This is a genomic window from Cognatilysobacter bugurensis (assembly GCF_014652095.1).
GTDB lineage: Bacteria > Pseudomonadota > Gammaproteobacteria > Xanthomonadales > Xanthomonadaceae > Cognatilysobacter > Cognatilysobacter bugurensis.
Map to the genome: position 1 here is coordinate 31,336 of NZ_BMYD01000002.1, position 18,661 is coordinate 49,996.

17 protein-coding genes are annotated in these 18,661 nt (G+C 69.6%); 6 read left to right on the forward strand and 11 right to left on the reverse strand.

Annotated elements, in window-relative coordinates; translation table 11 throughout:
- The first annotated feature begins 1 nt into the window (after position 1).
- Positions 2-400, forward strand: coding sequence for a 2-amino-4-hydroxy-6-hydroxymethyldihydropteridine diphosphokinase (locus IE075_RS07310; protein ID WP_189454941.1), 399 nt, complete (start codon positions 2-4; stop codon positions 398-400).
- A gap of 319 nt (positions 401-719) precedes the next feature.
- On the opposite strand, the gene IE075_RS07315 is transcribed toward IE075_RS07310, so the two are convergent.
- On the reverse strand, positions 720-1,463 hold the full coding sequence (locus tag IE075_RS07315) for a pteridine reductase (protein WP_189454943.1): 744 nt from the start codon (positions 1,461-1,463) through the stop codon (positions 720-722).
- Between the two features lie 92 nt (positions 1,464-1,555).
- On the opposite strand from IE075_RS07315, the gene IE075_RS07320 reads away from it, so the two are divergent.
- Together IE075_RS07320 and IE075_RS07325 are read left to right on the forward strand one after the other, a co-directional pair.
- Positions 1,556-2,821: a class I SAM-dependent methyltransferase gene (locus IE075_RS07320; RefSeq protein ID WP_189454945.1), complete on the forward strand. Its 1,266-nt coding sequence runs from the start codon at positions 1,556-1,558 to the stop codon at positions 2,819-2,821.
- Between the two features lie 46 nt (positions 2,822-2,867).
- On the forward strand, positions 2,868-3,299 hold the full coding sequence (locus IE075_RS07325; RefSeq protein ID WP_189454947.1) for a VanZ family protein: 432 nt from the start codon (positions 2,868-2,870) through the stop codon (positions 3,297-3,299).
- A 187-nt stretch (positions 3,300-3,486) separates the two neighbouring features.
- Here the strand turns inward: IE075_RS07325 and IE075_RS07330 are convergent, their stop codons facing one another.
- From IE075_RS07330 to IE075_RS07340, 3 genes are read right to left on the reverse strand one after another with little or no spacing between them, the layout of a single operon-like run.
- Positions 3,487-4,725, reverse strand: coding sequence for a multifunctional CCA addition/repair protein (locus IE075_RS07330; protein ID WP_189455821.1), 1,239 nt, complete (start codon positions 4,723-4,725; stop codon positions 3,487-3,489).
- Between the two features lie 11 nt (positions 4,726-4,736).
- Positions 4,737-5,639 carry a complex I NDUFA9 subunit family protein gene (locus IE075_RS07335; protein WP_189454949.1) on the reverse strand — a complete coding sequence of 301 codons (903 nt, stop codon included), beginning with the start codon at positions 5,637-5,639 and terminating at the stop codon, positions 4,737-4,739.
- A gap of 9 nt (positions 5,640-5,648) precedes the next feature.
- The gene (locus tag IE075_RS07340; protein WP_425489358.1) at positions 5,649-7,610 is read right to left on the reverse strand and encodes a lytic transglycosylase domain-containing protein; all 1,962 of its coding nucleotides are present in this window, start codon (positions 7,608-7,610) and stop codon (positions 5,649-5,651) included.
- 316 nt (positions 7,611-7,926) lie between these two features.
- Here IE075_RS07340 and IE075_RS07345 point away from each other — a divergent pair, with 316 nt between their 5' ends.
- Positions 7,927-8,730, forward strand: coding sequence for a sulfite exporter TauE/SafE family protein (locus IE075_RS07345; RefSeq protein WP_229792393.1), 804 nt, complete (start codon positions 7,927-7,929; stop codon positions 8,728-8,730).
- 122 nt (positions 8,731-8,852) lie between these two features.
- Positions 8,853-11,777, forward strand: coding sequence for a TonB-dependent receptor (locus IE075_RS07350; protein WP_189454954.1), 2,925 nt, complete (start codon positions 8,853-8,855; stop codon positions 11,775-11,777).
- A gap of 305 nt (positions 11,778-12,082) precedes the next feature.
- On the opposite strand, the gene IE075_RS07355 is transcribed toward IE075_RS07350, so the two are convergent.
- From IE075_RS07355 to IE075_RS07370, 4 genes are all read right to left on the reverse strand, one after another.
- Positions 12,083-12,838: an endonuclease/exonuclease/phosphatase family protein gene (locus tag IE075_RS07355; RefSeq protein ID WP_189454956.1), complete on the reverse strand. Its 756-nt coding sequence runs from the start codon at positions 12,836-12,838 to the stop codon at positions 12,083-12,085.
- Positions 12,839-12,857: 19 nt separating this feature from the next.
- Entirely contained in the window at positions 12,858-13,733 is an 876-nt protein-coding gene (locus IE075_RS07360) for a thiol:disulfide interchange protein DsbA/DsbL (protein WP_189454957.1), read from the reverse strand.
- 115 nt (positions 13,734-13,848) lie between these two features.
- The gene (locus IE075_RS07365) at positions 13,849-14,502 is read right to left on the reverse strand and encodes a thiol:disulfide interchange protein DsbA/DsbL (RefSeq protein ID WP_189454959.1); all 654 of its coding nucleotides are present in this window, start codon (positions 14,500-14,502) and stop codon (positions 13,849-13,851) included.
- Positions 14,503-14,623: 121 nt separating this feature from the next.
- On the reverse strand, positions 14,624-15,529 hold the full coding sequence (locus IE075_RS07370; RefSeq protein WP_189454960.1) for a c-type cytochrome: 906 nt from the start codon (positions 15,527-15,529) through the stop codon (positions 14,624-14,626).
- A 181-nt stretch (positions 15,530-15,710) separates the two neighbouring features.
- On the opposite strand from IE075_RS07370, the gene yihA reads away from it, so the two are divergent.
- Entirely contained in the window at positions 15,711-16,331 is a 621-nt protein-coding gene (gene yihA / locus IE075_RS07375; RefSeq protein WP_189454962.1) for a ribosome biogenesis GTP-binding protein YihA/YsxC, read from the forward strand.
- A gap of 111 nt (positions 16,332-16,442) precedes the next feature.
- On the opposite strand, the gene IE075_RS07380 is transcribed toward yihA, so the two are convergent.
- From IE075_RS07380 to IE075_RS07390, 3 genes are all read right to left on the reverse strand, one after another.
- The gene (locus tag IE075_RS07380) at positions 16,443-17,009 is read right to left on the reverse strand and encodes a DUF924 family protein (protein WP_189454964.1); all 567 of its coding nucleotides are present in this window, start codon (positions 17,007-17,009) and stop codon (positions 16,443-16,445) included.
- An 11-nt stretch (positions 17,010-17,020) separates the two neighbouring features.
- Positions 17,021-17,647: a lysozyme inhibitor LprI family protein gene (locus tag IE075_RS07385; RefSeq protein ID WP_189454966.1), complete on the reverse strand. Its 627-nt coding sequence runs from the start codon at positions 17,645-17,647 to the stop codon at positions 17,021-17,023.
- Between the two features lie 75 nt (positions 17,648-17,722).
- Complete coding sequence (locus tag IE075_RS07390) at positions 17,723-18,499, reverse strand: AMP nucleosidase (RefSeq protein WP_189454967.1); 777 nt, start codon at positions 18,497-18,499, stop codon at positions 17,723-17,725.
- Positions 18,500-18,661: the final 162 nt, after the last annotated feature.

Here is an 18,661-nt window from a genome sequence, read left to right on the forward strand (position 1 = left end):
CATGCAGTGGCTGTTGCTGCTCGGCGCCGAGGCGCAACACGACACGCTCGATGCCGCGCTCGAGGCGTTGCGCACGCTCGGCGAGGTCGAGCCGCTCACGCGCGAGCGGTTGACCGATGCCGCGAGTGGCGCGCCCAAGCGCTACCGCAACCGACTCGTAAGCTTGGACGTCCCGCTCGACCGCGAGGCCCTCGTCGACGCCTGCAAAGCGATCGAGCGCGCGTTCGGACGCGGAAGCGTCGACGGCGTGCCGCTCGACATCGACGTGTTGGCGTGTTGCGTCGACACGCACTGGCAGGTCGATGCGCATGCACGTGCCAAGGGCGAGTTCGATGCCCCGCATGTGCGCCTGCTGCTCGCCGACGCCGGGCTCGACGGGCGCTTCGACGCGGCGGGCTGATCCACGCATCCGCGCAGTCCGTTGGTTCGACAGGCACGTCCATTGACTGCACGCGACAGGGGCAAATTCGACGGGCGGCCTGTGCGATTACTGCTGGCCGATGCCGGGCTCGACGGGCGCTCGACGCGGTGTTCTGATCCTCGCGCCGGCGCTCCGCCGACGTGTCCGACAGGCATGTGCCCGACCCCGGGTCATCGCGTGCATTGCCAAGGTGCCCTGCGTGCGAGCAGCGCTCGTATGTGCCGAAGTGAGGGTCTGCCGAACGCTGCGCTCGAGTCCGCTCCGCCACGCGATCTCTGCCGCACGGCGACCTCCGCGCTCAGATCGACAGGCTGCGCCCACCGTCGACTTCGAGCACGGTGCCGGTCACGTAGCGCGCGTCGCACACCAGGTAGCGCACCGCATCGGCAATGTCCTCGGGCGTGCCCTGACGCGCGAGCGCGGTGCGCTCGACGACGGTCGCGAGCGTCTCGGCCTTCACCTCGTTCGTCGACCACAGGATGTTGCCTGGCGCGATCGCGTTGACGCGCACCTCGGGCCCGAGCTCGAGCGCGAGGGCCTGCGTGGCCATCACGAGCGCCGCCTTTGCCATGCAGTACACGCTGTGTCCCGGCAGCGGCCGGCGCGCGTAGATGTCGGCGATGTTGACGATCGCGCCGCCGCTTGCACGCAGGTGCGGCGCGGCGGCCTGCGCGAGGAAGAACGGCGCACGCGCGTTGCTTGCAAACAGCTCCTCCCACTGCGCGGGCGTGACCGTGCCGAGCGGCGTCGCGTAGTACGCGCTCGCGTTGTTGACGAGCGCATTGAGCCGGCCGAAATGACCTACCGCGCCGGCGATGAGCTCGGGCAGGCGGTCGAACTCGGCCAGCTCGGCCTGCAGTGCGATCGCGCTTCCCGCGCGGACACCGTTGAGCTCGGCGAGGAGTTCGTCCATCTCCTCGCGCGAGCGACGGTAGTGCAGTGCAAGCGACCAGCCCTGCGCATGCAGGCGACGCGCGATGCATGCGCCGATGCGCTTGGCGCTGCCGGTGATGAGGGCGACGGGGGCAGGTGCAGAAGTCATCGAAGTCGGTCGAATCGGAAGTGGCGCGACCACGCGGCCGTTCAGAGACGGCCGGTATGCTGCGACGCCCAGTATCCACGCAGAGCCGCCGCATGACGTCATCGACTGCGCCCGACGCACCCCGCCCCGGTTCAACGGCGCCGGCCGACGCGCCTGATGCCGATCCGCGCCGCGGCAAACAGCATGACGCGGACGAACCCGGCAACGACGCGATCGCGCACAGCGCGCGGCTCGCGACGCTGATCCGCGAACAGATCGCAGCCAACGACGGCGCGATTCCGTTCTCGCGTTTCATGGAGCTTGCGCTGTATGCGCCCGGCCTCGGCTACTACAGCGCGGGCGCGACGAAGTTCGGCCCGGAAGGCGACTTCGTCACCGCGCCCGAGCTTGGCCCCGTATTTGCCGCATGCACGGCTGAAGCCGTTGCGCCGGTGCTGCGCCAGCTTGGTCCATCGGCCGTGTTCTTCGAACTCGGCGGCGGCACCGGCGCGTTCGCCCAGGTTGCGCTGCAGCGCCTGCTCGAACTCGATGCTTTGCCCGACCGCTATCTCATCCTCGAGCCCAGCGCGCAGCTGCGCGAACGCCAGCGCGAGCGTTTGCAGGAGCGGCTGCCGCCGATGTTGTTCGAGCTCGTCGAATGGCTCGACGGCCCGCTGCCGCACGACTGGGCCGGCGTGCTGTTCGCGAACGAGGTGCTCGACGCGCTGCCGACGCCGCGCTTCGCGATCGACGGCGGGCTCGTGTACGAAGAGCACGTGATCGTCGAGGGCGACGGGTTTGCGCGTACGCTGCGGCCGGCCGACGCGTTCCTCGAACAGGCCGTGCGCCACATCGAGCGCCGCATCGGCCGGTCGTTCGCGGACGGCTACCGCTCCGAGTTGCTGCCGCAATTGCCGTACTGGATCCAGGCCGTGTCGGGCGGGTTGCAGCGCGGCGCGATGCTGTTCGTCGACTACGGCTACCCGCGCGGCGAGTACTACCTGCCCGAGCGCGACGACGGCACGCTGCGCGCGTTCTCGCGCCACCGCGTGCACGGCGATCCGTTGATCTGGCCCGGGCTGCAGGACATCACCGCATCGGTCGACTTCACCGCGCTGGCCGAGGCCGGCGTCGGCGCAGGCTTCGACCTCGCCGGTTACTGCACGCAGTCGAGCTTCCTGCTCGGCAACGGCCTTGCGGGCGTGCTCGAGCGCATCGAGCGCCTCGACGACGAGCGCGAGCGGCTGCGGCGCCACAACGAGGTCAAGCGGCTCACGCTGCCGACCGAGATGGGCGAGCGTTTTCAGGTCATGGGCTTCGAGAAGGACGTCGAGTTCGGCATCGCGTTCCTCGCGGGCGACCTGAGCTTCCGGCTGTAATCGTGCAGGCGCGCTGCACCCAAAGCCGCCGCAGACGCGACGCGGCATGAGCGCGCCGGTGCGACGCCTGCGCCCGCAGCGCTGGCCCCATGCGTGGCTGGCGCTTTGGATTGCGATGATCGCAGTCGTGCTGTTCGGATCGCTGCTGCCGGCCCAGCGCCTGCCGCCGCCCGCGTTCGACGGCATCGACAAGGTCCAGCACCTGTTCGGCTACGCCGTGCTCGCGGCGTATGCGGTGCTGCTGATCGCGCGCGTGCGCCTGCAGGTCTTTGCAATGCTGGGGCTCGTCGCACTCGGCATCGGCATCGAACTCGCACAGGACGCGCTGACGGCCACGCGCCGCGCCGATGCCGCCGACGTCGTGGCGAACACGCTCGGCGTGCTGCTTGGCTGGAGTCTCCAACGCACGCGGCTGCGGGAGATGCTCGTGGCGCTCGAGGCGTGGCTGATGCAGGTGAGGACGAGAGTCACACGGTGACGCTGACGCGCATTGGTGCAACAGCGGGATACGTGGATGCATGGCCTAGGACGTATCCACGCGGCCACGCAGCGACCCGGCGACGGACTTGGGCAGAGCTGCAACGGCGGCGGACGGCACGTGTCTAAACAGCACGCGCACTCGATATCGAACCCGTGCAGCGCCGAGCCAGTCGGAACCTCTCGCCTCAGTGCTTGCCCGTCGCCTCCGCGACCGCGCGCACCCGCGCGCGGCGCAAGGCTTCACCGATCGCCGGCCCTTCGAGGCCCGGCGGCAGGTCGCTCGCACGCACCGCGCACGCGGCCGCATGCGCGACGCGCAGCGCGGGGCCCGGCGCGTACGGCACGTCCTGCAGTCCGGTCCGGCCACGCTTGTCGGCCTCGCACACGAGCGCGATCTGCGCGATGCGCTCGGGCCGGCGGAAGCCGTCGCAGCGCTGGATCAGCTCGACGACGCTCTTCGCGCGCAACTCGTCGAAGCGGTGCACGTTGAGGTGCTCGCGGCAGGCGGCGATCGCCAACTCGCGATGCTCCACCGGCACGCGCAGCCGCGCGCACAGCCCACGCAGCGGCGCGACGCCGGCGCGCTCATGGCCGATGTGCTTGGGCAGCACGTCCTCGGGCGTGAGCGCCTTGCCGAGATCGTGCGTGAGCGCGGCAAAGCCGATGAGGTCATCGCCGGGCGCGAGCCGCGCGGCCATGTCGCACACGAGCTCGACGTGCACGCCGGTGTCGACTTCGGGGTGGTACTCGGCGCGCTGCGGGACACCATAGAGCGCGTCGATCTCCGGCAGCACCGCGCACAGCGCACCGCAGTCGTGCAGCGTGCGCAGGAACGCGGACGGCGCCGCGCTCGTGAGCGCACGTCGCAGCTCCTGCCACACGCGTTCGGGCACGAGCTCGGCCAGCTCGCCGCTGGCCGCCATGTCGCGCATGAGCTCGAGCGTTTCCGGCGCGACGGTGAAGCCGAGCGGGGCGAAGCGCGCCATGAAACGCGCCGCGCGCAGCACGCGCAGCGGGTCTTCGACGAACGCTGGGCCGACGTGGCGCAGCACGCGCGCGTCGAGGTCGCGCACGCCGCCGCAGGGATCGACGAGCGCGCCCGGCGCGCCATCGGCACCGAGTGCCTGCGCGATCGCGTTGATCGTGAAGTCGCGCCGTTGCAGGTCGTCCTCGAGCGTGACCGACGGGTCGGCATCGACGACGAAGCCGCGGTAGCCGCGGCCGGACTTGCGTTCGGTGCGCGCAAGCGCGTACTCCTCGCCCGTGCGCGGATGCAAAAACACCGGGAAATCGCGCCCGACCGCGCGAAAGCCCGCGGCTTCCATCGCCTCCGGGGTTTGCCCGACGACGACGTAATCGCGGTCGCCCGCAGGCAGTCCGAGCAGTGCATCGCGCACCGCGCCGCCGACGAGGTACACCTCCATGCCCGCCTCGCTCATGCGTCAGAGGACGCGAGGATCTCGCGCACGCGCGGCACGACCGGTGTCGCGACGATGCCGAGCTTGGCCAGGCCGTCGGACGTGCTCGTCGAATCGAGCTGCAGCGAGCGCCAGTTGTCGCGGCTGATCGGCTTGCCCGGCAGGTGCTCGCCGATCTCTGCCTGCAGGCGGCCGAGCGACGCGGGCAGGGCAAGCACGGCGCGATGGCGGCCGCGCGCCTCGGCGGTCAGGCGCACGATCTCGGCGAGCGTGAGCACGTCGGGGCCGACCAGGTCGTACGCGCGAAAGCGAGTGGCCGGATCGGCGAGCGCTCGCACGAACGCCGCGGCCACGTCGCCCACCCACACCGGCTGGAAGCGCGCATCGCCGCGCCCGATGGGCAGCGCCGGCGTCAGCGCAAGCAGCCGGTCGAACCGGCAGAACAGCCCGTCGCCGGGCCCTGCAATCACCGACGGGCGGAACACGGTCCAGTCGATATCCGACGCACGCAGGTGCTGCTCGGCGCGTCCGCGTGCCTGCAGGTAGTGGCTCTCGCCGCGACCTGCGTTGAGCGCGCTCATCTGCAGCAGCCGCTTCACGCCGCTCGCGCGCATCGCCGCAAGCACGCTGTCGAGCAGGTCGACGAACACATGCTCGAAGCCATCGCCAGCGTCGCCGCGCTCATTGAGGATGCCGACGAGATTGACGACGGCCTCCGCGCCTTCGAACGAGGCGCGCAGGAACGCGGGCTCGTGCACATTGCCTTCGTCGATCTCGACACCCGCGGGCAGCTGCGTGCGCACGTGTGCATCCACGCCGCGGCTGAGCACCGTCACGCGGTGGCCGGCACCGAGGAGCTGCGCAACGAGGTGACGGCCGACGAAGCCGGTGCCGCCGAGGACGATGACGTGGCGTGCCATCGCGCGAGTCTAGCGCTGCGGCGTGCGGACCGGGATGGCCGCAGGCTTCGCCGCAGAGGGCTTGGCGCCTGGATTCGCCTCGCCGCTCGGTGAGGGCAGGCTGATGTCCGGCACCGGGCACGCGAACTTCTTGCGCGGCCCGTCGATGCGGCCGTGCATGCGATCGAGCAGGTTCAGCGCGTCGCCGTTGAGCCGCCAGTCGTAGATCGTCGCGAACGCGAACACGCGCGCGAGGTAATCGCGCGTTTCCTTGTAGCTCACGGTCTCGATCCAGAAATCCGCGTCCATGCCCGGTCGCTGCGACTTCCAGCGATTGAGCGGTGCGGGGCCTGCGTTGTAGCCGGCGACCGCGAAATACGGCTGCGCACCGTATTGATCGAGCAACTGACGCAGGTAGGCGGTGCCGAGCACGATATTGGTCTCCGGCTCGTACAGGCTCTCGGCGCCGCGCCACGGCACGCCGATGCGGCGTGCGACGGCCGCGCCGGTCGACGGCAGCACCTGCATGAGGCCCATCGCGTTCGCGCCCGAGCGTGCATCCGGGTTGAAGATGCTCTCGGCGCGGATCTCCGCGGCGACCCAGGCCGGATCGATGCGGTTGCGCGCGGCTTCGCGGCGGATGATCGCGTCGTGGTGCAGCGGAAAGCGCAGGTGGTACAGGCGCAGTTCTTCGGGGTCTTTTTTGCCGAGCGAGAACACCGCGCGGTCGAACCACCCGTGGTCCTGTGCGACGTCGACTGCGATGCGCCGCTGCGCATCGGAAAAACGCGACAGCGCTTCGTTCCATTCGGCCACGGCCCAGCCGCTGCGACCGAGCGTATGCAGGCCCATCGCGCGCACGATTGCCGGATCACGCGCGACAGATTCGCGTTCGGTCGGGGCGACGACGGGCCACCACGGGCACAGCGCGTACGGGACCTTGATGCGGTCAGCGGCGAGGAAGCCGTGGAATTCGGGTTTTTTTGCCGCTTCGCGGTACAGGCGCTGCGCGGCCGCGGCGTCGCCGGTGCGTTCGGCCAGCCGCGCTTCGAAGTACTGCCAGCGCGAGTCGTTGCGCTGTGCGGGCGCCATGCGGCGGATCGCGGCGAGCGCCGCGGGCCAGTCAGAGCGCGCCATCGCTTCGCGCGCGCGCCACTCGTGCAAGCGCGCGTCGTAGGCGACGTCGGGCACCGCGTTCAACCGGCGCGCGGACTCGGGCTCGTACGAAGCGACCGTCCACAGCGCGACCGGATACAGCACGCGGCCGCGGTCAGCATCGGTGAAGCCGAGTGCGTTCGCATACCGCGGCAACAGAGCCTCGGCCTGCGTAGGGCTGCTCTTCGCGAGGCGCGCGAGCCCGTAGGACGCGATGCGGCGGCTGCGCTCGGTCTTCGGCCAGCTCAATGCGCGCTCGTGCACCGCGTCGATAAACGCCGCGTAGTCGTTCGCAAGCGCCGCCTCATCGGCGGGAAGGCCACGTGCGGCCGCGCGCATGACGCCGCTCTGGCCTTCAGCCGCAGCGGCATCGATGCGCTCCCACCGCAGGGCCGGCGACAGTTCGCCGCGTTCGGCGAGGGCGGCCACGGGTGCGTCGCAGACGTCGGGCAGCGCGGTCGCTGCGTCGCGCCAAAGCGCCTGCAGCTCGCGCGTCCACTGTGCATCGATGCGACCGGTTGCGGCGCGTGCAGCGAGGTGCGCGCACTGCAGCCCGCGGTTGCGCTCCATCGCAGGCGTCGCCGACCACGCGGCCAGGAACCCCGCCCAATCGCGCTGGCGTGCACGCGAGGCCAGCCACAGCTCGCGGAACGCTTCACCGGCTGCGGTGCCCGCGTGGCGGTCGAGGAATGTTTTCGCGCGCGCCGCGTCGAGCGCGTCGATGCCGCGGCGCAGCTGCGCGTATTCGATCCACGGGTACAGCGGGTGCGAGACCAGGCCCGTCGTCGACGCCGCATCGAGGTCGCCGCGTTCGGCCGCCGCGATCGCGGCACGCACCTGTGGCAGGCGCGGGTCGACTGGGGGCGCAACACGCGGGCTTGCCGGTGGCGGCGCAGTCGGATTCGACGCCGGTGACGCGGGAAGTACCAAGGCAGGCGTCGCGCGCGGCGGCGACTGCGACTGCACGGGCGGACGCATGGCGCTCTGAGCGCAAGCGGCGGTGGCGGCGCCGGCAAGTATCGCCGGTAGGATGAGGCGCAAGCGAAGGCGCGAACGGGTGAATCGAGGCATCGATGGACTATAGCCAGCCGCGCTGAACACACCGTGTGAAAGGAATGTGCACGCTCGCGTTGCGAGCGTCGAAGGAGGCTGCGTGTTGCTTGCGTTCGTGCTGTACCTCGTCCTCGGCGCGATCGCCGGCGTGCTGGCCGGACTGCTCGGCGTCGGCGGCGGGCTCGTGCTCGTGGCCGCGCTTGCGTGGTTGTTGCCTGCGCTCGGTGTCGTGCCGGTGGAAGCCGCAATGCACGCGGCGCTTGCGAGTTCGCTCGCCAGCATCGTGCTCACCGCGGCCGCGTCGGCACGCGCGCATGCGCGCCGCGGCAGCGTGCTCACGCCGGTGGTCATATGGATGGTGCCCGGCCTGCTCCTCGGCGGCTGGCTCGGCAGCGGGTTTGCCGTGCGCGTTGACGGCGCGTTGCTGCGCTGGGCCGTGGCCGGCTATTGCGCAATCGCGGCGGCGCAACTGCTGCTGACCCGGGCACGCGGCGTCGGGGAGCCCGACGCGCCGACGCCGCGCGGCCCGCTCATGACGCTGGCCGGCGGCGTGATCGGCGCGGTGTCGAGCGTGGTTGGCATCGGCGGCGGCAGCATGACGGTGCCGCTGCTCGTCTGGCGCGGCGTCGCACCGGTGCGCGCGGTCGGCACTTCCTCGGCGTGCGGGGTCGCGATCGGCCTGGCCAGCGCGGTCGGCTATGCGCTGCACGCACCTGCCGGCGCGTTGCCGCAGCACGCGGTCGGCTTCGTCTACCTGCCTGCCGCGATCGGCGTCGCGACGGCATCGGTGTTCGCCGCCCCGTACGGCACGAGACTCGCGCACCGGCTCGGCGGCGCTGCGCTCAAGCGCGTGTTTGCCGGATTCTTAATAGCGGTCGCCGTGTCGCTCATCGTCAGTGCTTGACCGTATGGGGCACTTCTGCCGCTTGTGGACGGTTAAGGGATTGTTTACAACCGCATGACGCCGCGCCCGGGGGGCGGCGAGAGGGCCTGTTGTAGACGCATTTCTTACGGAGAGAGAGATCGATGAACACGCTGCGCCGCCGTACCCTGACCCAAGCCGTCCAGTTGTCTTTGTTGTTGAGCCTGCCGGTCGTCGCAAGCGCCCAAGACGCTGCGCCCGCCGATGCGACCACGCTGGACCGCGTGCAGGTCACCGGCACGCGCATCAAGCGCGCCGACATCGAAAGCCAGACCCCCGTCCAGACCCTCACGCGCGAGGACATCGAGCGCACGGGCCTGACCTCGATCGGCGACATCGTGCAGGAGCTCACAGGCTCGGGCTCGGCGCTGAACACCAAGTTCAACTCGTCGGGCAACTTCGGCTTCTCGCCAAACGGTGACGGCGTCGGCGCGGGCTCCGCCCAGGTCGATCTGCGCAACCTCGGCTCGAAGCGTGTGCTCGTCCTTGTCGACGGCATGCGTTGGGTCAACGAATCCTCCGCCTCCGGCGTCGGCGCCTCGACCGACCTCAACACGATTCCGCTCGCGCTCGTGGAGCGGATCGAGGTGCTCGAAGACGGCGCGTCCTCGCTGTATGGCTCGGACGCGATTGCCGGTGTGGTCAACATCATCACCCGCCGCAATTTCGAAGGCGGCCAGGTCACGCTCAACTACGGTGAGTACGGCGAAGGCGACGGCGAGCAGAAGAGCGTCGACCTCGCCTGGGGCATGAGCACCGAGCGCAGCAACCTGTTCCTTGGGGCGAGCTATGTCGACCAGGAGCCGGTGTTCTCGCGCGACCGCGAGCAGTCGGCGTTTCCGAAGCCCGGCACCGGGCTGACGGGCGGCAGCTCGGCCACACCAAACGGGCGCTTCATCTTCTTCCCCGGCACGCCGAGCACGGTGTGCCCGCTGACCGACACCGACAGCAACCCGGCCACGCCGCCGGTGGCGTTCTGCAACATCACCACGCCGAACGGCAGCAGCTTCCCGAACGGGGTCAACTACCCGAACGACTTCATCGGCTTCACCACCGCAAACCGCTTCAACTTCTCGCAGTTCAACCTCCTGATGACGCCGTCCGAACGGGCCGGCCTCTTCGGCCAGTACCGCTTCCACATCAGCGATTCGATGAGCGCCTATGCGAAAGCGCTCGTGAACCGCCGCGAGTCGGTCAACCAGGCCGCGCCGGAACCGATCTTCCTTGGCCCCGACGCCGGCACGGGCAACCCGTTCGCTGACGACATCACGATCTCGCGGCTCAACCCGTTCAACCCATTCGGCATCGACCTGATCTCCAGCGGCCCGGGCGCGAACCTCGTGCTCATCGGGCGCCGCCCGGTCGAGGGTGGGGCGCGCGTGTTCGAGCAAAAGGTCGACACGCAGTACTTCGGCACCGGGCTCGAGGGCACGCTCGACATCGGCGAGCGCCAGTACATCTGGGACGTCAACGCTGCGTTCTCACGCAACGAAGCCGAGCAGACGAACTTCGGCAGCTACAACATCCGCAACATCAACATCGCGCTCGGCGATCCGGCGGTCTGCGCGGCGACGCCGGGTTGCACGCCGCTGAACATCTTCGGCGGCCCGGGCACGATCACGCCGGCGATGCTGGCCTTCATCCAGCCCATCGTGCGCGATCGCAGCGAGCAGAAGCTCACGCAGGTCACCGCGAACATCTCCGGCGACCTGTTCAACATCTGGGCGGGTCCGGTGTCGTTCGCCACAGGTCTCGAACACCGCAGCTACGAAGGCTTCTACCAGCCTGACCCGCTCACCGTCGCAGGCTTCTACAACGGCGTGCCGTCGCTGCCGACTTCGGGCGAGTACGACGTCAACGAAGCCTACGTCGAGTTCAACGTGCCGCTGGCGCGCAACAACTTCCTCGGCAAGAGCCTCGACCTGAGCCTGGCCGGGCGCTACTCGGATTACTCGACGTTCGGCGGCCAGTTCACGCCGAAGTACGGCCTGCGCTGGCAGGTGGCCGACGAGCTGCTGCTGCGTGCGACGTTCGCCGAAGGCTTCCGCGCGCCGTCGATCGGCGAGCTCTACGGCTCCGACAGCCGCGCCGACCTCGAGCTCAACGATCCCTGCTTGATCGGCCTGGACCTCACGCCCCCCAGCGGCAACCCGGCCAACTGCGCCGCGCTCGGCGTTCCGGCAGGCGCAATCCAGACGAACTCGCAGATCTCCGTGACCACGGGCGGCAATCCGAATCTCGAGCCGGAAACCGCGCGCAGCTTCACCGCCGGCTTCGTCTTCAGCCCGAACCTGCTCAGCGGCACGCGCTGGTCGGATCGGATGGACTTCGAGGTCACGTACTACCGGCATGCGATCGAAGGTGCGGTGCAGGCGATCGACGCGCAAACCCAACTCGACCTCTGCGTCCAGACGCTCGATCCGCTGTACTGCAACGGCATCACGCGCTCGTCTGTGGGCAGCATCAACGGCTTCAACAACCGGCTGACGAACCTGGGTTCGATCAAGACCGAGGGCTGGGATGCCGACGTGTTCTGGACGCTGCCGGAAACGAGCCTGGGCCGCTTCAAGTTCACCTGGCAGAACACGTTCGTGACCGGCTACGAGGCCGTTGGCGCCGCAGGCCAGGTGCAGCCGCGCACCGTGGGCGTCGAGGTCAACGACAGTGCGATCCCGGATTGGACGTCGAACGCGTCGCTGGACTGGAAGCTCGGCAACTTCAACGCGGCCTGGTCGGTGCGTCACATCTCCGAGCTTGAGGAGCAGTGCGTCCAGTTCACGGTCAACTTCCCGGTCTGCAGCAACCCGGTTGAGGGCACGAACACGCTCGAGGCAACGACGTACCACGACGTCCAGGTCGGTTATCAGTTCGACTGGATGAAGGGCCTGCAGCTCACCGCGGGTGTCAACAACCTGTTCGACACCGATCCGCCGATCTGCCTGTCGTGCTCGCTCAACGGTTACGACGCGTCGACCTACGACATCCCGGGCGGCCGCTTCTTCTACATGCGCGCCAACCTGCGGTTCTAAGGTTCGATAGAAAACCCCGTGTAACGAGAACGGCCGGCGCATTGCGTCGGCCGTTTTTTATTGGCGTCGATGCACGCATGCGGCCGGCGTCCGCGAAACGCGGTTGTCTGGCAATGGCCGCCGTGCACCCGGGCCTGCCGCGTTGAACGAGAGCGCGATCGCGCATGGCGTCTGTGTCCGCGCCCTGCGATCGCGGTCAACGCGCGCGGCGGCACACCTGATCGACATGCGAAGCATCAGCTCGGGTGTCACCTGAGCGCGCCTGAGCGCGCCTGAGCGCGCCGCGTGCAGGCGCCTGCGACTGCTTACTCCAGCGCCGACTCCGGCACCTCGAGCTGCAGCGACAGCGCCAGGTGATCGGACTGGGCGGCTGCAAGTGCACGCGGTTCGGCGCAGCGCAGGCCGTCGCCGATGAGGATGTGGTCGATCGCGCGCAGCGGTCGCCAGCTTGGAAACGTGGGCACCGTGCAGGTCGGTGGCTGAAGCCGCGTGCCGCGAAACAGCGCGGCCATCTCAGGCGCTTCGACGGCGCAGTTGAAGTCGCCCATCAGCACGGCGTTCGGGTGGTTGTGCAGCAGTTCGGCGATGAACGTCAGCTGCGACAGGCGCGAGCCCGCCCCGAGCGAGAGATGCGCGACGGCCACGAGCAGCGCGTCAGGCGAGTCGCCGAAGCGCGCCAGCAGCACGCCGCGGCCTTTGACGCGGCCCGGAAGCGAGTGGTGAATCACCTCGCGCGGCTCAAGCTTGCTGAGCAGGCCGTTCGCGCTGGAGGCGACGCCGCCGACGCGGCGGTTCGGCTGGTGGGTCCAGTAATCGAAACCGCCGCGCTGGGCAAGGTAGTGCGTCTGGCACACGAACCCCGAGCGCAGGCTGCCCGGGTCGCTTTCCTGAAGACCGACGATGTCGTGCTCGCCGGCCAGTCGTGCAATCAGGTCGAGGCTGCCGCGCTTGCCCATTGGCAGCACGTGCGACCAGCTGCGCGCGACATAGTCGCTGTAGCCGCGCGTGCTGGACCCGGCCTGGATGTTCGCGCTGAGAAGGCGGAGCGCGCGCGTCGCCATGCCGGGCTGCGGCCGCGCCTCAGCCGTTGCCGGCAGGCGCGGCCGGGGCCTGGGCAGCTTCCGGTGCCGCCGCTGCGCCGCCGCGCTCACGCGCGATCAGGTGCTCGGCGATGCGGAGGTTCTCTTCGTGGCTCTTGCCCGTCACCCGGTACTTGCCGTTGACGATGAGCATCGGCGTGCTGTCGACGCCGCTGCGCTGCAGCCACTGCTCGGCGCGCTTGAGCTTGGCGTCGGTCGCGAAGCTCGACATCGTGCTCGCGAACTGCTGCGGGTTCGCGCCGTGCTGCGCGTACCACTGTGCGATCTGCTCGTTCGACGGAGCCGGCTGGATCGGCAGGCTGCGGTCGAGGTGGACGGCGCGGAACATCGCGTCATGCGTCTTGTCGAGCAGGCCCATCGTCTGCGCGGTGTAGAACGCCTTCGCGTACGGCACCCAGTAGCCGCCGAACGGCGCCGCAACCGGGGTGAACTTCACGTCCGCCGGCAGCTTGGTCTTCCACGAGTCGACCAGCGGCTCGAACGTCGCGCAATGCGGGCAGGTGTAGCCGAACACCTCGACGACCTCGACCTGGCCGCGCGTCGGCTCGTACGGCTGGCCACCCGGGATCTCGACGTAATCGGTACCGGCGACAGGCGCGGGGCCGGTGGGCGGCACGATCGGGCCGGAGGCGGCCGGTGCGGCGGTTTCGGCAACCGGCGCGGTCGCGATCGGTGCTGCCGGCGCGGCGGCCACGGGGGCGGCGGGCGCGGTGGTGACCGGAGCCGGGGCGACCGGTGCAGCGGCTTCCTGACCCGAGCAGGCTGCAAGCGTGAATGCGGCCGCGAGCACGGCGACGCCGCGCAGGTTCGAGAAGCGGAATGCGGTACGGAACGAGGCAACCGGACGCAGGGTCATCGATTCGATCTCCACAACAGATAGGCGCAGCCGGGCTGCGAGGAGGGCCTGTGGCCCCGAAGCGCCGCGGCGGACAGCATAGCCGCGGCCGATTTGAACGAAGAGTGTAGGCGCCTCAACGCGCCGCGCGTTCGCGGGCAACCAGGTGTTCCGCGATGCGCAGCATGTCCTGGTAGCTCGTGCCGATCACGCGGTACTTGCCGTTGATGACGAGCGCCGGCGTGCCTTCGACTCCGCTGCGCTCGATGAACGTACGCGCGCGCGCGAGCTGGGCGTCGACCGAGGGCGCGGCATACGCGGCGTTGAAGCGCGCAGCCGGCACGCCGAGGCCGGCGTAGAACGCGGCGAGCTCGTCGGCGGTCGGGTTGCGCGGCAGTTCGCCGGACTCGTGCAGCGCGCGGAACACGCGCGGGTGCGTGCGAGCGCTCACGCCGAGCGCTTCGCCGGCGAAGTACGCACGGGCGTACGGAATCCACGGCCCGCCGAACGGCGCCGGCACGTAACGCACGCGCACATCGACCGGCAGCTTGGCCTTCCACGCGTTGAGCAGGGATTCGAACTGGGCACAGGCGGGACAGGTGTAGCCGAAGACCTCGGCGACCTCGATCGTCCCCGGGGCCGGTGCATACGGCGCGCCGCCTTCGATGCGCACGTAATCGGTGCCCTCCACGGGCGCCGGGCCGCGCGGTGCGGCGGGCTTGCCCGCGCCGAGCGCGAGCGTCGGCATCAGCAGGGCGACGAGCAGAAACGTCAGGGCGCGAACGGTCATCGGCGTCTCGGAGACAGGGTCATCAAAGAAAAACGCCGACCGTGGGACACGGTCGGCGTTGAATCGAACCAGCGTTACAACAAGGAGAGAGTCTGCTTGGACAGGGCCTTGTCGAAAAAGTTCAGGAGCCGGTCGTCGGGGTTGCCTCGGCGCCTGCCGCAGCCGGCGCGGCTTCGGTCGGAGCGGCCGGGGCAGGGGCCGCCGCCGGTGCTGCGCCCGGGGCGGCCTGACCCGCCGGGGCCGGGGCTCCGGTCGGCGTCGCCGCGGACGCGAAGTCGTACGAGCGCGTGTGCAGGCCCTGCAGGTAGCTGGCGAGCGAGCCGATTTCCTCGTCGGTCAGCTTCTTCGCAACGCTGGCCATGACGTGGAATAGCGGGCGGTCGGCCTGCGCGGTGCCGGCGCGGTATTCCTCGAGGCGGCGCTGCGCGTACGGCGCGTACTGACCCGCGACCGCCGGGTACGGCGGGCCAGGGTTGCCGGCGCCGGCCGGGCCGTGGCACGCCATGCACGCCGGCAGGCCGCGCGACGGGTCGCCCTTGATGTAGAGCGTCTCGCCGATTTCGTAGAACTTCTTGCCCGCGTTCGGGCCGTCGGCGATCACGGTGTCGTCGGCGATGCCGGCGCCCGGGGTCTGCGTCGCGAAGTACGCGCCCAGATCGCGCATCTGCTGCGCGGTCAGTGGGTCGGCGAACGGCTTCATGACCGCGGCCATGCCGCTGTTGCGCTCGCTGGTCTTGAACAGGTGCAGCTGCTGCGCGACGTAGCGCTCGGGCTGGCCGGCGATGCGCGGGTACTGCGGATCGGTCGGGTTGCCGTCGAGGCCGTGGCAGGCCGCGCACGCGCCCGCGAGGGTCGCGCCGTTCTTCGCATCGCCCCAATCCGCCTTTTCGGGGATGTTGGTGTCGAGCGGCGCCGCCTGCACCGGAGTGTTGTCCGGCAGCGGGTTCACGGTGGTCTGGGCGTAGGCGACGGCGGCGGCCGTGATCACGGCGGCGCCGATCAGGCCCAGGACGCGGACTTGGCTCATCAGGGAAAACCTCGGGGACAGCGGGGCGGCGCGCATGCGCAACGCGCGCCGGAACCGCGGAATTATGGTCGCGCCCCGGAGGGCGGTCAACGCGGCGGTCGCGGCGGCCCGGGCGGGGCGTGACGCAGGCCGCGGCCGCGCCGGTTCGCGCCCGCCGGCGGGTGCGTGCGATCCTGTCGGAATGTCGAATCCCGCACCGCGCAATCCACTCGCCCGCGCGCAGTACATGCTCGCCGCCCACAACGCCCGCCAGCTGCCGCCCGACGGCGGCTTCGAGGTCGCTTTTGCCGGCCGGTCGAACGCCGGCAAGTCGACCGCGCTCAACGCGATCTGCCAGCAGAACGCGCTCGCCCGCGTGTCGAAGACGCCCGGGCGCACCCAGCAGCTCGTCTTTTTCGACGTGCCGCCTACGACCGACCGCTACCTCGTCGACCTGCCCGGCTACGGCTACGCGAAGGTGCCAAAGGACCTGCAGGCGCACTGGCAGGCGTTTATCGACGAGTACTTCCGCACGCGCGAGGCGCTCAAGGGATTGGTCGTGGTGATGGACATCCGCCACCCGCTCAAGGACTACGACCGGCAGATGCTCGGCTACGCGGTGAGCCGCGACCTGCCTGCGCACGCGATCCTCACCAAGGCCGACAAGCTCGGCCGCGGCCAGCAGACGCAGACGCTGCTGGCGGTGCGCAAGGACCTTGCGCAGTCGTACGGCGACACGGTCAGCGTGCAGGTGTTTTCCGGCGAGTCGAAGCAGGGGCTCGACGAGGCGCGCAGCGTCGTCAGCGGCTGGCTGCAGATGTAAATCGCCTTCGCACCGCGGCTCACGCGGTGCGCGTTCGGCCAGATCCCTCGCGCAGGACCTGCGTCGATGGCGGCTTCAAGGCAGCCGCACGGACGCCTTAGCGAAGCCGCGTCAGCCCGCAAAGCCGCCCGCATCGAGATAGGCCTGCTCTTCGGGGGTCGTCGTTCGACCAAGCGCGGCGTTGCGATGCGGGAAGCGGCCGAAGCGCTCGATCAGATCGAAGTGCAGCTGCGCCCAGTGGCTCGCGTCCGGCCCATCGAGTCGTTGATGCAACTCGAGCGAGCGGCGCTGGTCGTCGAGCGCTTCGGAATGCTCGAACGGCAGATAGAAAAACACGCGCAGCGCGGGATCGACCTGCACGTCGAAGCCTGCGTTGATCGCCTCGTCGGCGTAGTGGCGCGCGAGCCCGTCGGTCGCATACGAGTGCGCGCTGTCGCGGTAGACGTTGCGCGGGATCTGATCGAGCAGCAACACGAGCGCGAGGGCGCCGGTTGCGGTGCCGGCCCATTCCTCGAGTTCGCGGCGCGATGCGCGCAGGTGCAGCGGCAGGAACTGCGCGCATTGCGCATCGAACGCGTCGCTGCGCGTAAACCAGCACGACGGTCCGGCCTGCTGCCAGAACTCGACGACGCGTCGCGCCTCGTCCGACGTGGAATCTTGATCGCTCGCCTCGTGCATCGTCGCCTCCGTCAATGACCCGCGCGCAGCGCACGGGGGGCGTCGTCCCGGCGCGTCCACGCGGCTTCGTCGTCACCGAGCTGCGTTTCAAGCTCGCTGATCCATGCGGCGGTGACGCTTTCGAGCGTGACCGCGTGGATCAGCGGCCGCACCGCGCCGCCCGCGTAGGAGTGTGCGACGAAGCGCGCATGCCGCTCGCGAAATTCGAGCCAGGCTGCGTATGCGGCATCGAATGCGGCGCGGCCGTCGTCGTCGAGCTGGCGGCGCAGGTGCACCACGAGCGCACGCAGGCGCGCGTCCATGAGCCCGAACGATGCGATCGCCTGCTGGTTGATGTCGTCGCGGTCGAAGCCCGCGCGCACGTCCTGCCGCGCGAGGTCTTCGGCCTGGCTGACGTAGGTGTCGGCGATCCGCACTGCGGTTTCGGCCTTGCCGATGAGCTGGGACTCGAAGCGCCGCAGGTCGCCGAGGCTCGTGTTCGCGCCGTCCAGGCCCTGCTTCAGCGCAAGCAGCTTGCTGCCGCGTTCGATCGCTTCTGTCGTGCCGCGCCGTTCGAGCCGGCGTTGCATGAGGTGCCAACTCCACGTCAGCGCGGCACCCAGCAGCAGGTACAGCGCCCGGTCCACTTGCATGTCCATGTGCGTGCTCCCGTTGGGCACGCAGTGTAGGACGCGGCCTTCTCAGCGGCCGCGACTGTGGTTACGCGTGATCGATTACTCGTCGAAACGCAGGTGGCGCACCGATTTTCCGTGACGCCGAATCAGGCGCAGCGCTTCGATGCCGACCTGGATGTGGCGGTCGACGAACTCGCTGCTCACGCGCAGGTCCGACGCCTCGGTCTTCACGCCTTCCGGGATCATCGGCTGGTCGGACACGAGCAGCAGCGCGCCGACCGGGATGCGGTTCGCGAAGCCGGCGGCGAACACCGTCGCGGTCTCCATGTCGATCGCCATGCAGCGCAGCCGGCGCAGGTATTTCTTGAACGCTTCGTCGTGCTCCCAGACGCGGCGGTTCGTCGTGTAGACGGTGCCGGTCCAGTAGTCGTGGCCGAGGTCGCGGATCATCGTCGACACCGCGCGCTGCAGTGCGAACGCGGGCAGCGCGGGGACTTCGGCGGGCATGTAGTCGTTGCTCGTGCCTTCGCCGCGGATCGCCGCGATCGGCAGCACCAGATCGCCCAGCTGGTTCTTTTTCTTCAGCCCGCCGCACTTGCCGAGGAACAGCACGGCCTTCGGGTCGATCGCGCCGAGCAGGTCCATGACCGTCGCCGCGTTCGGGCTGCCCATGCCGAAGTTGATCAGCGTGATGCCGTCGGCGGTGACGCTCGGCATCGGGCGGTCGAGACCGACAACCTCGCCCCCGGTGAGCCGGGCGAAGGTCTGCAGGTAGCCGGTGAAGTTCGTCAGCAGGATGTGCTGGCCGAACTCCTCCAGCGGCACGCCGGTGTAACGCGGCAACCAGTTGGCGACGATCTGCGGCTTGTCCTTCATCGGCGGTCGGGCTTCCAAAACGGGAAGCGGGGAGTAAACCAGATTCGCCCAGCGCGCCGAAACGGTCTGCCCGCGGCGGTACGGAGCGTTGCCCGATCTGGCCGCATGCACGCGCACAGGTCCAAACCGCGCATTCAGACAAGCCGCAGGGCCTCTGGCAGG

Excerpts from the sequence above, each read along its gene's own strand:
- IE075_RS07360 (WP_189454957.1), bottom strand. The coding sequence starts at position 13,733 with ATGACCCTGCGTCCGGTTGCCTCGTTCCGTACCGCATTCCGCTTCTCG.
- IE075_RS07365 (WP_189454959.1), bottom strand. The coding sequence starts at position 14,502 with ATGACCGTTCGCGCCCTGACGTTTCTGCTCGTCGCCCTGCTGATGCCG.
- IE075_RS07320 (WP_189454945.1), top strand. The coding sequence starts at position 1,556 with ATGACGTCATCGACTGCGCCCGACGCACCCCGCCCCGGTTCAACGGCG.
- IE075_RS07380 (WP_189454964.1), bottom strand. The coding sequence starts at position 17,009 with ATGCACGAGGCGAGCGATCAAGATTCCACGTCGGACGAGGCGCGACGC.
- IE075_RS07370 (WP_189454960.1), bottom strand. The coding sequence starts at position 15,529 with ATGAGCCAAGTCCGCGTCCTGGGCCTGATCGGCGCCGCCGTGATCACG.
- IE075_RS07390 (WP_189454967.1), bottom strand. The coding sequence starts at position 18,499 with ATGAAGGACAAGCCGCAGATCGTCGCCAACTGGTTGCCGCGTTACACC.
- IE075_RS07315 (WP_189454943.1), bottom strand. The coding sequence starts at position 1,463 with ATGACTTCTGCACCTGCCCCCGTCGCCCTCATCACCGGCAGCGCCAAG.
- IE075_RS07330 (WP_189455821.1), bottom strand. The coding sequence starts at position 4,725 with ATGGAGGTGTACCTCGTCGGCGGCGCGGTGCGCGATGCACTGCTCGGA.
- IE075_RS07310 (WP_189454941.1), top strand. The coding sequence starts at position 2 with ATGCAGTGGCTGTTGCTGCTCGGCGCCGAGGCGCAACACGACACGCTC.
- yihA (WP_189454962.1), top strand. The coding sequence starts at position 15,711 with ATGTCGAATCCCGCACCGCGCAATCCACTCGCCCGCGCGCAGTACATG.
- IE075_RS07350 (WP_189454954.1), top strand. The coding sequence starts at position 8,853 with ATGAACACGCTGCGCCGCCGTACCCTGACCCAAGCCGTCCAGTTGTCT.
- IE075_RS07355 (WP_189454956.1), bottom strand. The coding sequence starts at position 12,838 with ATGGCGACGCGCGCGCTCCGCCTTCTCAGCGCGAACATCCAGGCCGGG.
- IE075_RS07325 (WP_189454947.1), top strand. The coding sequence starts at position 2,868 with ATGAGCGCGCCGGTGCGACGCCTGCGCCCGCAGCGCTGGCCCCATGCG.
- IE075_RS07335 (WP_189454949.1), bottom strand. The coding sequence starts at position 5,639 with ATGGCACGCCACGTCATCGTCCTCGGCGGCACCGGCTTCGTCGGCCGT.
- IE075_RS07385 (WP_189454966.1), bottom strand. The coding sequence starts at position 17,647 with ATGGACATGCAAGTGGACCGGGCGCTGTACCTGCTGCTGGGTGCCGCG.